Origin of the sequence: Sorangium sp. So ce145, from assembly GCF_051525985.1 — a bacterium.
Classification (GTDB): Bacteria; Myxococcota_A; Polyangia; order Polyangiales; family Polyangiaceae; genus Sorangium; species Sorangium cellulosum_B.
The window spans coordinates 2,994,232-3,009,283 of the sequence record NZ_CP150315.1 but is presented as its reverse complement, the minus strand read 5'-3'; the positions used below and the strand labels follow the sequence as shown (position 1 = coordinate 3,009,283).

General features: G+C 70.9%; 10 protein-coding genes. 6 read left to right on the top strand and 4 right to left on the bottom strand.

The genetic code is table 11. The annotated features are described in order from the left end of the window. Positions 1-14 precede the first annotated feature (14 nt). Entirely contained in the window at positions 15-2,780 is a 2,766-nt protein-coding gene (locus WMF34_RS11580; RefSeq protein ID WP_437993334.1) for an MXAN_6577-like cysteine-rich protein, read from the top strand. Positions 2,781-2,885: 105 nt separating this feature from the next. Here the strand turns inward: WMF34_RS11580 and WMF34_RS11575 are convergent, their stop codons facing one another. After that, a complete protein-coding gene (locus WMF34_RS11575) occupies positions 2,886-3,860 on the bottom strand; it encodes a CheR family methyltransferase (RefSeq protein WP_437993333.1) in 975 nt (324 codons plus the stop codon). Positions 3,861-4,131: 271 nt separating this feature from the next. Between WMF34_RS11575 and WMF34_RS11570 the strand changes: the two genes are divergently transcribed. Both WMF34_RS11570 and WMF34_RS11565 read left to right on the top strand, forming a co-directional pair. After that, positions 4,132-5,010 (top strand): alpha/beta fold hydrolase, encoded by an 879-nt coding sequence (locus tag WMF34_RS11570; RefSeq protein ID WP_437994628.1) that lies wholly within the window; start codon positions 4,132-4,134, stop codon positions 5,008-5,010. Positions 5,011-5,022: 12 nt separating this feature from the next. Next, on the top strand, positions 5,023-5,313 hold the full coding sequence (locus tag WMF34_RS11565) for a hypothetical protein (RefSeq protein ID WP_012234847.1): 291 nt from the start codon (positions 5,023-5,025) through the stop codon (positions 5,311-5,313). Between the two features lie 91 nt (positions 5,314-5,404). Here the strand turns inward: WMF34_RS11565 and WMF34_RS11560 are convergent, their stop codons facing one another. From WMF34_RS11560 to WMF34_RS11550, 3 genes are all read right to left on the bottom strand, one after another. Further along, positions 5,405-6,871 (bottom strand): glucuronyl esterase domain-containing protein, encoded by a 1,467-nt coding sequence (locus tag WMF34_RS11560; RefSeq protein ID WP_437993332.1) that lies wholly within the window; start codon positions 6,869-6,871, stop codon positions 5,405-5,407. Positions 6,872-7,487: 616 nt separating this feature from the next. Beyond that, on the bottom strand, positions 7,488-8,192 hold the full coding sequence (locus tag WMF34_RS11555) for a glutathione S-transferase family protein (protein WP_437993331.1): 705 nt from the start codon (positions 8,190-8,192) through the stop codon (positions 7,488-7,490). Next, positions 8,189-9,706 carry an isochorismatase family protein gene (locus WMF34_RS11550; protein ID WP_437993330.1) on the bottom strand — a complete coding sequence of 506 codons (1,518 nt, stop codon included), beginning with the start codon at positions 9,704-9,706 and terminating at the stop codon, positions 8,189-8,191. The genes WMF34_RS11555 and WMF34_RS11550 overlap by 4 nt, the downstream gene beginning before the upstream one ends. A 714-nt stretch (positions 9,707-10,420) precedes the next feature. Here WMF34_RS11550 and WMF34_RS11545 point away from each other — a divergent pair. From WMF34_RS11545 to WMF34_RS11535, 3 genes are read left to right on the top strand one after another with little or no spacing between them, the layout of a single operon-like run. Then, on the top strand, positions 10,421-11,089 hold the full coding sequence (locus WMF34_RS11545) for a hypothetical protein (RefSeq protein WP_437993329.1): 669 nt from the start codon (positions 10,421-10,423) through the stop codon (positions 11,087-11,089). Then, the gene (locus tag WMF34_RS11540) at positions 11,086-12,567 is read left to right on the top strand and encodes a hypothetical protein (RefSeq protein WP_437993328.1); all 1,482 of its coding nucleotides are present in this window, start codon (positions 11,086-11,088) and stop codon (positions 12,565-12,567) included. The genes WMF34_RS11545 and WMF34_RS11540 overlap by 4 nt, the downstream gene beginning before the upstream one ends. Continuing rightward, positions 12,564-14,567, top strand: a complete 2,004-nt coding sequence (locus WMF34_RS11535; RefSeq protein WP_437993327.1) for a hypothetical protein — start codon at positions 12,564-12,566, stop codon at positions 14,565-14,567. The genes WMF34_RS11540 and WMF34_RS11535 overlap by 4 nt, the downstream gene beginning before the upstream one ends. Positions 14,568-15,052 lie beyond the last annotated feature (485 nt).

Here is a 15,052-nt window from a genome sequence, read left to right as displayed (position 1 = left end):
GCAGGGGGATGTCGATGAACAGACACGGATTTCGCTTCGGGCGCGCGCTCTCGAGCGCCGCGCTCTGGCTGCCTGCCGCGCTCCTCTCGGCGGTGTCCGCGTGCGGCGGCGACGACGACGCCCCGGCGCCGCGGTGCGAGGCTCCCTACTCGGTCTGCGGCGGGGCCTGCGTGGCGCTGCACGCCGATCCGGAGCACTGCGGCGCGTGCGGCCAGGAATGTCGGGCCGGGGAGGCGTGCGTGAAGGGCGCCTGCGCGCCGCTGGGGCTCGGCGGCGGCGGCGGCGACGGCGGTGACGGTGACGGCGACGGCGGTGACGGCGGCGGTGAGCCAGCCGAGTGCCGCGAGGGCCGCTACGTGAAGCGCTGCGGCGACGCGTGCGTCGACACGCGCACCGACCCGGACCATTGCGGCAAGTGCGGCGCGCCGTGCCCGCCAGGCCGCGCGTGCTCCGGATCCGTCTGCCGGCAGACCTGCCTCCCGGGCCTCACCGACTGCGCCGGCAGCTGCGTGGACCTCGCCGCGGATACGCAGCACTGCGGCCGGTGCGATCGCGCCTGCGACCCCGGGCGCCCCTGCGAGGGCGGCACCTGCGCGTGCAGCGCGGAGCCCTCCCAGGACATCGGCTCCGCCGTCCCGCAGCGGGTGAGCGGCACGACGATCGGCGCCGACGACGGCCGCTGGCTGACCTGCTCGGAGCCTGGCGCGGCCGATCAGGCGTTCCTGTTCACGGCGCCTCACGCGGGGACGTACCTGTTCGACACCTTCGAGGCCTCGTACGACACGGCGCTCGGCGCGCTGCGGGCGGACACGTGCGAGGAGCTGGCCTGCAATGACGACGCGGGGAGCGTCCAGTCGCAGATCTCCGTCGATCTCGCCGAGGGCGAGCGCATCCTCGTCGTGGTGAGCGGCGCGGGCGGCGCGCAGGGCGACTTCACGCTCCGCGTGGCCGAGCCCGGGCCGGTCCAGTGCGCGCCGACCGCCCTCGATCCCGTCGTCCCGCAGACGGTGACGGGCACGACCGTCTTGCGCGAGGACACGGTGTCCGCCGACTGCGACATCGGCGCGACCCCGGACGCCACGTACACGTTCACGGCCCCGTCGGACGGCACGTACGTGTTCAGCGCGCGCGCCCCGTCGGACCTGATCGTCGAGCTCCGCGACGGCGGCTCGTGCACGGGCCGCTCGCTCTACTGCCGCTACGGCAGCGGCGAGTCGAACGCGTTCGCGACGCTCGAGGCCGGTCAGACGGTGCTCGTCGCGGTGGCGGATCCGGCCGGCCCGCTGGCGAGCTTCACGCTGGAGATCGTCGAGGCCCCTCCGTGCCCGGGCGTCCAGATCGGCGCGACCCTGCCGCAGACGGTGACCGGGAACAACGAGCACCTCCGCAACCTGATCTCGGCCTGCGCGACCTTCTCGACCGGGGGCGAGGCGACCTACGGCTTCACCGCGCCGCGCGAGGGCATGTACACGTTCGACGCGAGCGGCTCGAGCTTCCCCGTCCTCATGGAGGCGCGCCGCGCCTCGTGCGCCGGCGATCTCATCGCGTGTGTCGACGGCCTGTTCGAGCCGGCGCTCATCACGCTCTCGCTCGCGGCCGGCGAGACGGTCATCCTCGTGGTGGACACCGCGGGCCCGACGGGCGACTACCGGCTCGAGGTCGACGAGGTGCAGTGCCCGCTCATCGATCTCGGCTCGACGGTGCCGCAGACGGTCACGGGCACGACCGCGGATCTCGCCGATCACCTCGCGCCGGACTGCGCCTCTCGCGGGGCCCCCGAGGCGACCTATCGCTTCACCGCGCCGGCCGACGCGCTCTACATCTTCGACACGGAGGGCTCGGCGCTCGATACGGTCCTGGACGTGCTGAAGGGCTCGTGCTCTGGCCCCTCGCTCAGGTGCAATGACAACGTGGACCCCGCGGGGGTCATCACCCACTCGCGGGCGAGCCTGTTCCTCGCCGCCGGCCAGACGGTGATCGTCTCCGTGGACAGCGTGTCGGCGAGCGGCGAGTACGCGCTCCACATCACCCAGCGGGAGGCGCCGCCGTGCCCTCGCTTCGCGCTCGCCGCCGTGGTCCCGCAGTCGGTCACGGGCAGCACCGAGGGTTATGCCGATCTCCTGGCGCCCTCCTGCGCCACGGTGCCCGGCGGCGAGGCGACGTACAGCTTCACCGCGCCTGCAGATGGCTTCTACCGCATGAACACCGTGGGTTCCACGATCGATACGGTCCTGTCCGTGCGCGACGGCGGGTGCGAAGGCGACGAGATGGCCTGCGTCAACGACAGCAGGGACTCGAGCAAGCTCGTGTGGCTCGACGCCGGCCAGACCGCCCTGATCAGCGTCGACAGCCACGGCGCGGAGGGCGACTACGTGCTCAACGTGGACCTGTTCGACGGCACCGGCACGTGCGATAAACCCATCGAGCTCGCCCCCCTCGCCTCCCAGACCGCGACGGGGACGACCAAGGGGAGCCTGGCCAAGGTGGACGCGAGCTGCGGCGGCTTCGACGCGCCTGAGGTGGCCTATCTGTTCACCGCGCCGGAGGCGGGGACGTACACGATCGATACGGTCGGCTCCGACTACGACACCGTGCTCGCCGTCTTCGACGGGGACTGTTATGGCGAGGAGATCGCGTGCAGCGACGACGTGCTCGGGGACGACCTGCACCTGTTCACGTCGGAGGTCACGGTGTCGCTCGACGCAGGGCAGACCATCGTCATCGTGGTCGACGGCGCGATCGAGGAATCCGGCGTTTACGAGCTCAACATCCATCCCTGACAGCGCACCGCGCACCGGCGCCGTCGAGCGGCGTCGCGGGTCTCCTCGAGAGAGGGAGGCTCCGTCGGACGAGCTGCTGTTCAGGAGCAACGTCCCGCAGGAGCGCTACTGGATCCGGCTCCCCTTGAGCCCCGCCTGGGGCTGGAGCCGATAAACGGACGGGGCAACGCATCGCACGCGGGGGTCCGTCCCGTGGAGACCCTCGGCGTGCCCGAGGAACAGGTACCCTCCGGGCGCGAGGCTGGCGATGAGCTTCGCCACGATCTCCGCCTTCGTCGCGGCGTCGAAGTAGATGAAGACGTTCCGGCAGAAGATCAGATCGAACAGGCCGAATCGCTCGGGCGCCGCGTCGAGCAGGTTGAAGCGCCGGAAGGTGACGATCTGGCGCAGCTCCGGCCCGGCTTTCATCAGGCCCGCGCTTGCGCCCGTCCCGCGGAGCATGTAGGCGCGCAGGCGCCCGTCCGGGATCTCCGAGGCCCGATCGATCGGCCACACCGCGCATCGCGCCCGCTCGAGCGCACGGACGGACAGATCCGTCGCCAGGACGCCGATCCCCGGAACGCCCGCCGGCGCGCCGCCTGCCCTGCGCGGCGCGCGATCAGCCCTCGCGCCGCTGTGCTCGGAGGAGGACAGGCTGTCGAGCAGCGTCATCGCTATCGAGTAGGGCTCTTCCCCGGTCGAGCAGGCCGCGCTCCACGCGCGCAGCGGGCGGCGGACGCGCGCGCGGGGCGCTCCGCGATCCGGCGAGCCGGGGCCCGCGCTCTTCTCCCACGCCGGGAGGATCTCGCGTTCGAGGAGCTCGAACTGCTCGCGTTCCCGGAAGAAATGGGTCTCGTTGGTGCAGATGCAGTCGAGCATGTGCACGAGCTCACCCTCACCGCCCGCCGCGGTCACCCGGCGGTAGTACTCGCCAAAGCTGCGGAGTCCGAGCGCGCGGAGCCGGGGCCCGAGTCGGCAGAGCACGAGCGGCTTCTTCTGCGGGCCCAGGGAGATGCCCGAGAGGCGCTTGACGAGCTTCTGGAACAGGACGAACTCGTCGTCGCTGAGGGAGCGTGTGCCCGGCTCGGCGACCGCGATCATGGCCTGTCCCCTTCCCCGACCGGCGCGCCATCGAGCCATTGATCCATGCGCACTTGTGTGCCGGAGGCCGGCGCGGGCTCGATCACAAATTCACCACCATCCACCCCCCTGACACCATCACCTTACCACGGGAGTCCGTGGCAGCTCCATGCGGAACCGCGCAGCACGTACACGTGCGCTCCGCATTGTCCTGACCCCGGTCGGTCTCCGCGCCTTCCCGACACGCGCGGGGCGCCTGGCATCCTCGGTGCAGGTCAACTACCCTGGGGCCATGATCAGCGGCGTGGTGGAGCCGGTCCGGCTCGGGGAGACGGCGCTTCCAGACGGCCGGCGGCTGGGCTGGGCGGAGTGGGGACCGGAGGACGGCATCCCCGTGCTGCTCTGCCCCGGCGGCGCCACGAGCCGGTCGATGGGGTTCGGGGGCGATGTCGTCGACGGGCTCGGCGTGCGGCTGATCTCCGTGGATCGCCCGGGGCTCGGGGCGTCGGACGAGGCCCCGGGCCGCACGCTCGGCGACTGGTCGCAGGACATACGGCGCTTCCTAGAGGCGCGGCGGCTGTCCGGCGTGGCGGCCGTCGGGTTCTCTGCGGGCGCGCCGTTCGCCCTGGCCTGCGCGGCGGCCGGCGTCGTGGCTGGCGTGGCCGTGGTCGCGGGGACCGATGAGCTGGCGAATCCGGTGTTCGCCGATGCGCTGGCGCCGGACGTGCGGCGGCTCGTGGAGCTGGTGGCGACCGACGCAGGGCGCGCGGAGGCGTTCTTCTGCGGGTTCAGCGCCGAGGCGATGTGGGGCTTCGTCATCTCGACGCTCGCGGACGTCGACCGCGCGGTGTACACCGCCCCCGTGTTCGAGCGCGCTTACCGGCGCGCGATGGATGAGGCGTTCTCGCAGGGGCCGGCCGGCTACGCGCGCGACACGGTGCTGACGATGAGCCCGTGGCCGTTCGATCCGGGGAGCATCCGCGCGCCGGTCGACCTGTGGTACGGCGCGCGGGACACGAGCACGGTGCACTCGCCGGACTTCGGGGCGTCGCTCGCCGGGCGGCTGCGCGCGGCCGAGCGGCGCGTGCTCCCGGAGGCGGGAGGGTCGCTGCTGTGGACGCACGCGGAGGAGATCCTGCGCTCGCTGCTCGAGCGCACGCGCGGGCGGTGAGCCCCACGCGGGATGCTCTTGGGGAGGTGGTCGTGGGCGCTCAGCCTCCTGTTCATCACGTCGCTCAGCGTGCTGATGACGGCGCTGCACCTCCGATCGGGCGGCAGCGTGCTCGTCGCGTGGGCCGCGCACCTCGGCATCCACCTCGACAACGTCTCTCGCGCGCACATGTCCGGCGACGGCGCCGCGCCGCTCCTGGTCACCACGATCGTCGCGCTCGTGGCCGCGGTCACCACCGCTCGGTGGATGCAGATTCAGACACGAAGCGTCGCCACGGTGCAGCCCGCGCCCCGCCCGGGGTGATGCGGGGCGGTTGAGCCCGAATCACACGAACCTGCACCCCGCTCTGCGCGCACCTCGGCTCAGGGACGATCGCGCTCCCCGAACAGCGCCATCATTCCAGCGTTGGGGCTTGCCAGTCCACCCAGTCCGCCATGCTGAGCGAGCCGCCCGAGCCCACGACGAACTCACCGGGCGCCTCGCCCTCGTGCTTCAGAAATCTGGCGATACTCTTGGCGAGGACATCGGTGTATTCGTTCTTGTAAGAGCAATGCGCCGTCTCGGCGACCTTCGAGTGGTAGCTGACATTCTTCTCCACGCCCAGCGCCTTGTAGACCGCCGCTCCGGCCGCTGTCGCCGTATGACCGGCGGGGGCGCCCATCTGAGCCTGGTGCGGGTTCTCGAGGACGAGCAGGCCGCGCGGCGCCATCATCGCGATCAGGGCGTGGGTGTCAATCGGGAGCTTGACGGCGTTCGAGGCATTGTTCTTGAAGACGAATGGCTCGAAATTGTTGCTGAGCCAGTTCAGCCCGAAGTAGTTGTGGTCCGTCCGCTCCTTGCCCAGCACGTCGGCGATGCGGTAGGCCGGCACGCCGGCGGTGCTCGTCTCGTGGGGGATCGTCAAGGCGATCCGATCATCGAAGACGCCGATGGCAAATGCTCCCTTGCCGTTGCGCGAGCACCCCGTGACGCCGATCCCGGTCGGATCGATGATGTCGCCTCCCGACGCCTGGATGACGTCGAGGATCCGACTGGCGCCCCAGGCCCATGCCATCAAGAGGCCCGCCGAGTGATCACCGCCGTAGATATCATAGAACTTCCCCGGGTTGGGTTTTCCTCTGGATTGCTCCGCTGTGCCCTCCCTGCCGATCTCATTGTGGTTGTAGTAGATGACGGCGACACCTTGATCCAGGATGCGGCTTTCACCCAGCGTGATGCCACCGAACCCGCCTTTCCCGCCCACGTTGATGATCGCGGGGAAGGGCGCTTCCCCCTTGGAGGGCAGCACGATGTCGGCGCTGAAGTCGATCTTCTTGCCCTGGGCTTCCACGTGCACGGAGATCTTGTTCTCGGTGACGGTGCCGGTCACCACGTCGGGCGTCGGCTTCTCGCCGTAGATGTACTTCTCGGCTTGCTTGCGGATCTCCTGCCTCCGGCAGTGCCATTCTGCTTTCGTGGAAACGCTGGTTCCGTCGAGCTTCGTGAACGGGTCGGGCAACTTGGAGACCTTGGGTAGAGCGCTCGCTTCCGGCAGGGCGGCGACCTCGCAATCGGCGCTCGCGTTCTCGACAGGGGTGTCGTCCGGACCCGTGCCCGAGCTGGAGCTCGACGTCGTATCGACGCCCGAGCTGGAGCTCGATGTCGTGCCGCCGCTCGAGCTGGAGCTCGACGCCGTGCCGCTGCCCGAGCTGGAGCTCGACGTCGTGTCGCCGCTGCTGGTCGCGCTCTCGCCGCCCGAGCCGTCCGAGCCGCCGCCCGCACCTCCTTGCCCGGAGACGTTCGGCTCGGACTGCCCGCAGGCAGCGGCCGTGAGGCAGAGACCGAGGGCAACGCGGGCGGTTCGAGTGGCAAGCGTTCGCATGGATGGACCTCCTGGAGCGAGCATAATCAACGTTCATCGGTTGGATTTGCGCTCACCGGAACGGCAGCTGGTATCGCGGCGCAATAAGACGTCCAAGCGCGCTTTCATGTCAAGCACAGGGTAGTGCAACTATTCAGCTCACCGCACAACGGGACGGCGATCGATCCTGTCCGATGAGTCCCGGTCGAATGACGGCTCCGGAAGATTTAGTGATGATGATCAACTTTAGCCCGAATGAAGCGCCGCATCGTTGAAGTTCGTCCCTCAATACATTTATCCGTGAACCGAAGGAGCCGCTTTCACGCCACCCCTGCGGAACCGGGCGGTAGCTCGACCCGGTGTGACCGTTCACAAGGATCCTCGAGCCGGTCGCCCTTCAGCGCTTTGCTTGAAGCCAAGCCCCTCGGCGTCAGGACTCCAGGGACCGCGAGATCGTGATCGGTCCCTCTATCTGCTGCTGCTGGGCGTATCGATGAACGAGAGTTCGGCGAACGCGATCGATCACCTCGGATCTCTGGTTCGTGAGCTCGAGCCTGTGCGCGAGGGCGATACGATCGCCGACCTATCCACGCATCGAACAGGCCGCCTTCACCCCACGGCCAGCGGGGCGGCCGCGCTACGTCGCGGCGGCGAGCGCGCGCGCCTGCGCGAACAGGTCGGGGCGCGCCCGGTCGTGGGACCAGCCCTCGGGGTACGAGGCCACCGCCGAAGGCCGACCGCGCACGCGGCGCTCGTAGGCGTCGAGCGCCGGATGACCGGCGAGCGACAGCCCGCGCCGCTGCATGTAGGCGAGCACGGGGTAGAACGCGCAGTCCGCGAGCGTGAAGGCGTCCGACGCGATGAATTGTGTCTTCTGGGCCCGCGCATCCCACAGCGCGAGCTCCCGCTCCACGCCCGAGAGCGCGCCCAGGATGGCTGCTCGCCGGTCCGGCGACACGGCCTCGGGGCCGGCCTCGAAGAGGCCCTCCAGCGGGTCGTAGACACACGCCGTGGCCTCGGACTCCTGCGCGAAGGCGAGCGCGCGGGCGAGCGCGCCGGGCTCGGCGAGCGGCGGGAGGAGCGGCGGGTCGGGATACCGCAGCTCGAGGTACGTCAGGATGGCCAGCGACTCGTTCATGACGGCGCCGTCGGGCTCCACGAGCACCGGGGCCTGGCCGCGCGGGTTGAGGGCCAGGAACTCCGGGGTGCGCGTCTCGCGGGGCTCCCGCATCACGCGGAGGCGGCGCGGCTCGAAGGCGAGGCCCTTCTCGTGAGCCGCCATCAGGACGCGCCAGCTCGAGATCGAGCCGTTCACGAAATACACCGTGCGCTGAGCGCTCATCGGTCGCCTCCGGGCTCCTGCGCCGTGCGCAGCGTGCGAAAATTGAGCGCCTCGAAGCCCGGGCGGTACGCGGCGACGTCGAAGGTGGGGTCGATGTTCTCGGCGCGGAAGAGCTGCAACATCCGCTCTGCCTCGCCGCGCTCCGCCGCCTCGCGCTCCGGCTCGGGGACCGCGGATCGGGCTCGGGCGCGCGCCTCGGCCTCGGGGCGATGGGACGCGGGCGCGCCGACGCCCCAGACAGCGCCGGTCGCCGGATCGTGAAACGTGCCGATGTGCCGGAACGTGAGCGAGATGCGCGAGGGCGGCGTCGGGCCGCCTCCCTCACCCTCCGTGTCCCCCTCCTGGCGAATGGCGTGATAGAGTCGGCGGTTCGTCTCCAGGTCCATGACGAGCAGCGAGCCGTGCGGCAGAGGGACCTTCTGTACAGCATTGCCGTCCTCGGCGCGCTTGGGCCGGAGCACCATGGTGCGCTGTCGTCCGAGCGAGACATTGACGATGAACGACGGGCGCGCGAGGTCGAGCGTCTTGTCGGAGTGCTCGCTGATCCAGTCGCGCCCCGTGCGATAGAGCTGGAGCAGGCAATGGTTGAGCGGGTGCCCGACGCGGCGCTCGACCTCCCTGCGAATGCGGTCGACGGCGGGGGTGAAGGGGCAGAGCTCGGGCTGCTCGTCGGCCGGGTGGCGATAGAGCGGCATGGCGCCGTCCGGCGAGCGCTCGCCCTGGATGGCGACCAGGCGGGGCACCTCCCCTCCGCGGTGGCGCATCGTCGTCCACGCGACCTCGCGCTCGACGGCGGCGAAGGCGCCGGCGTCCCCGGCGAGGCGCTCGTCGAGGGCGCCGCACCACAGCGCCGTCTCGCCCGCGCCGATACCGGCGATGTGCACCGGCCCGGGTCCGTCGGAGAGCAGGTCGGCCCAGCTGCGGCGCCGGCCGCCGAGGCCCTCGATCTCGCGCAGCGCCACGGCGTGTTTGCCCGCGGTCCCCGCCGCGGTCGCGTCCCCGAGGATGTCGACGTCATAGCCGAGCCGGCGCGCGTCGCGGGCGGCGGCGAGGACACACACGTTGGTCGCGACGCCGCACAGGACCACGCCGGTCACGCCCGCCTGCGCCAGCCGGGCGTGCAGCTCGGTCTCACGGAAGGCCGAATACCAGCGCTTCTCGACATGCCATTCCGCGGTCCCCGCGGGGCGCTCGGCGCGCACCGGGACGAGCGCCGGGAACAGCTCGGCGCCCCACGTGCCGCGAGCGCAGCACGCGCTGCCGGTGTGCGTCTGTCCGCGGAGCGCGTCCGGGGCCGCGTCGATCTCGCCGTAGACCGACGTCACCCACACCACGACCCGCCCCTGCGCTCGCGCCGCGCGCGCGAGCCAGGCCACGGTCTGCGCGAGCTGGTGCGGATCACAGTGGCGCTTCGAGAACGCGCCTCCCTCCGCGAGGAAGTCGTTCTGCATGTCGATGATCAGCAGCGCCGTGCGCGCAGGATCCCGGGAGGGCGCCCCAGCTCTCACGTCCATCGTGTCCTGGTACCACCGGGCGGTCGCTCGGCCAAGCTCCAGGGCCGCGACGCGGGGCGCGCAACAGAGAGCGCCAGGCCGAGCTCACCCGGGATCACCGAAGTTCCAGCGTCGAACAGGGTAGCGTGGACCTCCATGACGATCGAAGCGGTCGAAGCTGGGACTCGACAGCTCGTCGAGAGAGCCAACGACACGGATGTCGTGGTCTTCGCGAGGCGCGAGGCGGGTTTTGCAGCAACTACGGCGCTGGCTTGGCCCTTGCTTCAGCTCGCGCCCGAGCTCTAGGATGAGGAAGTGGTGAAAACCCGACGGTGGAGCACCTCGCGAAGGAGGTTCTTCTGGCACGTGCAGTGCCTCGGCTTGATCATGAGCGCGCGGTCGTTCGCTCAGGCGCCCGACTCGAGCGCCATGGAGCCCGCGTTTGCGCCCCCTGCACCGGCACAGCCCGCGCCCGCGCCGCCTCTACCGCCGCAGCCCGCGCCCGCGGAAGCTCCGCCGCCCGGCCCCTCACAGCCTGAACCCGCGCAGCCCGCGCCGCCTCCTCCGAGCGCCGCCCAGCCGTACCCGTACCCATATCCGTATCCAACCCCGTATCCGTATACCTATCCATCCCAGCCTTACCCGCCCGGGCCTCCACCGTACATGCCCCCGCCGGCCCCCACCGCTGGCGCGCCGTCCAAGCCACCGCCTCCGGCCAAGAGGAAGCCGCGGAGCGTGCCGTTGTCCGTGTTTCGCTTCGGCTACGGCGCCTACGGGAGCGGCACGCTGGATTTTCAGGGCCAGTGCGCCGGCAGTTGCCCGCTGTCCTTGCGCTCCGGGAGAGAGGACGTCGACGATCACACGCCGGTGCTGCTCGGCTTCGATCTGATGTTCGGGCCTGAGCCCGTGAGCCTCGGGTTTGGCTTCTGGTTCACCACGGGCACGACCCTCGAAGGACGAGAGCCCACCGTTCCGGAGCGGGGCATCGGCTGGGAGTTCGCGACCCCCTTCATGCTCGGCGCCGCGCTCCCCGTGGCGGAGTCCCTCGCGCTCCGATTCGGCGCCTTCGCCGGCCCGGAGTTCCTGTTCGCGCACGACGGCAGCGCGCAAGGGAGGGACGGCGAAGCCTACGAGAGCTTGTGTGATGACTTGCGGGCGCGCGGGCAAGTCAGCGAGTGCGACGTGACCTATCCGACCCGCTTCAGCTGGATCTACGGGTTCCAGGTCGGCCCTGTCTTCCGCACGTCGCGCCTCAACACCATCGGCGCCGAGCTCCTTGTCCAGCATGTCGATTATCGCCTGTTCGGGATCGACGCGGAGGGACCGAGCTGGCGAGCGAAGCAGACGTACGACTACAGCGCGTGGAGGTTCTGGCTCATGGTCACCGTCGGGATAGGGAAATGACGTTGCGCTACGGGCTCTGGGCGACGGCCCTGGCGCTGGTCGCCGGGTGTGCAGACGACGGCGGTGAGGCCCCGCCGCTCAACTGCGGCGAAGGCCGCGTCTGCACCTGCGCGCCGGGAGACGACCGGCCTGAATGCAATCCCTGCCAGGAGGGCTACCGGCCCGCGCTGGTCGGGTCCGACTGTGTCCCGACCTGCAACGCCCCCGACGTCGATTGCGGTGAGGCGGGAGTCTGCCAGGAGACGGCGAGCGGGGCCGCGTGTCGCTGCGATCCGGGGCACGCGGGCGACAGCTGTGAGCGCTGCGAGCCAGGGCTCACGCGCAACGACGCCGGACGGTGCGTCACCGCGCTCTCGGCCCCTGCGCTGCTGACGCTGTCCGTCGTCGGCTCCGAACGCGTTCTCGGCGCGCTCGTCCCGCCCGACTGGTCGTTCCGCCCTCTGGCGAGCGTGCCGAGCACCGTGACGGACGTCGCCTACGACGCGGGCTCCGGTCGCGTGTTCGCGCTGAGCGGCGGGCGCCTCTCGACCCTCGATCTCGCTTCCGGTGCGGTCATGGATCTCACGAGCGCGGACGCCGATCTGGGGAGCGCGCTGTCGCTGGATCCAGCCGGAAACAGGGCGTTCTCCGCGTCCGCGGACGCCATTTACGAGATCGATCTCGAGACGTTCCAGGCCGAGGAGCTCTCCGCGGTAGGCGCTCGCGCGCTCGAGTACGACCCGAGCCGCGCGAGGATCCTCGGGCTGGACGAGGCGGGCGCGACCTTCGAGCTCGCTGATTCCGCGCCGGAGCTCGTCGGCCAGACGCAGGGCTCCGAGTGGCTCGCCATGGCCTTCGATCCCGGAAGCGCGCGCGCCTACTTGCTCGGCAGCGAGGCGGAGAGCCGTGAGGACCGACTCCTGCGTTATTGCGCCGGGGCCCTCGCGCGCTTCGGCGCCGTCCCGGCGTGGCACGCGAAGCGCGTCGTCGATGCCAGCGGCGGGAGCACGGCGCCGCTCACGCTGGCGTACGAGGGCGCGGATCCGGCGCTGATCGTCGCCGATCTGGGCGCCCGGCCGATCGATGCGGTGACCATCGCCGTCGACCACCCCGACGCGGCCGTGTGTGTCGTCGACGACGGGGGCGGGGCGGCCGAGCTCGAGATCGCGCTGTCCGCGAGCCTCCGGGCCGGCTTCCTCCTGGTCGCCGCGCCGGGCCGACCGGTGAGCGTCGACGCGACGGCGCGCCCCGCCGACGCGAGCTACAGCTTCATCGTCCACACCGACGAGGGCCTCAGCGTCTCGGGGCCGATCGAAGGCATCACCGGGCACGACACGGCCTCGTGGGAGGCGCTGGCCCTCGACAGCATCACGAACTTCCCCGAACGGCGCGCCGCCACCCTCGCGCTGATGGACTGGGCGTCTCAGGCCACCCTCGAGGTTCGCCTCGCGCACGAGCCTGCGGGCAACGCGCTTGCGTGGGTAGCGGAGGTGCCATGAGGGTCCTGCGCGTCTCCTGGCCGCTCCTGCTCCTCTCCCTTCTGGGGTGCGAGGACTCGGTCTCGGGCTTTCTGAGCTGCGGCGTCGAGATGTGCAGCGCCCGGCAGGAGTGCGTCAGCTCGGCTCTGGGCCCGACCTGCGTGTGCACCGAGGGGTTCGTCGGCACCGAGTGCACGACGTGCGCGTCCGGTTACAAGCAGGTCGGCAACCGCTGCGCGCTCATCCCGCTCGACTGCGCTGTCAACCCGGAGCTCTGCGGTCCGCACGGCACGTGCGTCGCGACGGCCGGCGCGGACGAATGCGCGTGCGAGGCGCTGTACGAAGGTCGGCTGTGCGATGAGTGCGAGAGCGGCTACCAGGACAACGACGCGAACGGCGACTGCCGCCCCACCTGCGCGGAGGCCCAGCTCGACTGCAAGGCGCCGAGCCGCTGCTCGGACGCGGGCGGCACCGCGCTGTGCGAGTGTCCGACGGGGTACACCGGGGACGACTGCTCGCGCTGCGCGCTCGGCTATCGGGACAGCGGGACCGGCTGCGTGCCGACGTGCGCCGCCTCCGGCTTCACCTGCAGCACGAACCAGATCTGCGTCGACACGGAGACGGGCGCCCGCTGCGGGTGCGCCGAGGGGTACGGCGGGATCGGCTGTGCGAGCTGCGCCGAAGGCTACCTGCAGGACTCGACGACGGGCGCTTGCCTACCCTCCTGCGACGGGGCCGGCGTGCGCTGCGGCGAGCACGGGAGGTGCGACGATTCGATCGGCTTCGCGCGCTGCGTCTGCGCTCTCGGATACACGGGGGAGAGCTGCGACCTCTGCGCCGCGAACTTCGAGCAAGGCGAAGGCGGGAGGTGCGGCCGTACGCCCACGGCGAGCGAAGCCCTGGTGATGGCGGGCTCCTTCGAGGGGCGTCCGGTGCTCGCCACGCTCGATCCGGGCTCGGGCAGCGCGCTTCCGCTGGCGGAGCTCGAGGTCACGGGGCTGTCGGGCGGCGCGACCCCGCAGGCGCTCTTCGTCAACCGCGCCGGGTCGATCTCGTCCTACTCGCTCGCGACCGGCGCCGTCGAGGACGCCGTGGATGGCAGCGGCGCCGTGGGTCCGCTCACCTGGGATGGGGCGACGAACCGGCTCTACGCGCTCGGTGGACCGAGGTCGTTCTCTCTGCTCAGCATCGATCCCGCCGCGAAGACGGTGGTGCCGCGGTTCGAGACGGGGCTGGCCGGCGCCGCGGATCTCGCCTTCGACGCCGCAAACCAGCGGGTGCTCGTGCTGCGCGACACCTTGTTCGCGGTGAGCCTCGCCGACGGCGCGGTGACCGAGATCGCGCCGCTGCCCCCGGCCACGCTGGGCATCGAGATCGGCGCCGACGGCGCGCTCCTCGCGCTGTCGGCGACCGACGCGGACGAGGCCGCCGCCCGCGTGCAAGCCTGTCGCTCGACCGCGGCCGAGCTCGGTCTCGACGGCTACGCTGGCGCGACCGGCCGCTTCGTACAGCCGGACTCCGGCGTGGACCAGGTGACCCTCGCGGCCGCGACGCCGGACAAGCTGGAGGTGCAAAGCTATCTGGGCCGAGGCGGCGACAGCGCCCCGCGGACCGTGCAGATCACCGCGGACAACCCGGGCGTGTTCCTCTGCCTGGCCCTCGAGGAGGCGACCCTGGTCAGCGTGGCGGCCGGGGCGCGGTTTCGGGCGCTCGTCATCTACGCGGCGGACGACCCGATCGAGCTTCAGATCGAGGACGGATTCGCGGGCGGAGCGGTGCCCCTCATCCATCTGGGCGGCTACGCTCCAGCCTTCACGCGCCCGGATCGAGAGGACATCGTCGTCTACACACCAGAGGAGTGGGCCGCGCGCGGACTGGCCGTCGATCCGCGCTTCCACCGCCCGGGGCCGGGCGTCCTGCACACGCTGGACGGCGCGTTCTCCGTGAAATCGAGCGTGCCCCTCTCGGGAGGCGTCATTCCCAGAGGGCCGCTGGCCCGCTGGGAGCCGGTCGCGCCATGAGGCGGGATCATTCATGACGATCGAAGAAGTCGACGTTGCGACTCGACAGCTCGCCGAGAGAGCCAGCGCTGCCAGGCCACTGCCCTGAGGCGACGCAAAGCGCGCCTGCTCCATCACCTCCGCCCCTGACGGCTCGCCGCGCTTCGATCTGGCCACGACGCACGCGCGGGCACGTCCACGTCGAACACTACAACTGACCGCCTGCGCTCACCAGAGAACACCGTCTCCCGACCCATGGGAGCCTGGAGCTCTGGCGTGTCCGCCCATGTCGTAAACGGTCGTACAACACGCGGAGCTTTGTTGCGTCACCTTCCAAAGGGTCTTTGCGCCTCCGCCAGACACCAACGCTCTCGCCGTGGCGTCCGGCCCTCGCACCCGCGCTGTCGAGAAGGTCGAGGCCGGCGGGCCGACCCCGCGAGCCCGCCGGCTCGCCAGCCCGCCGGCCCACTGAAAAGATGCTGTATGTCCGAGTGTTCTTGCCGCGA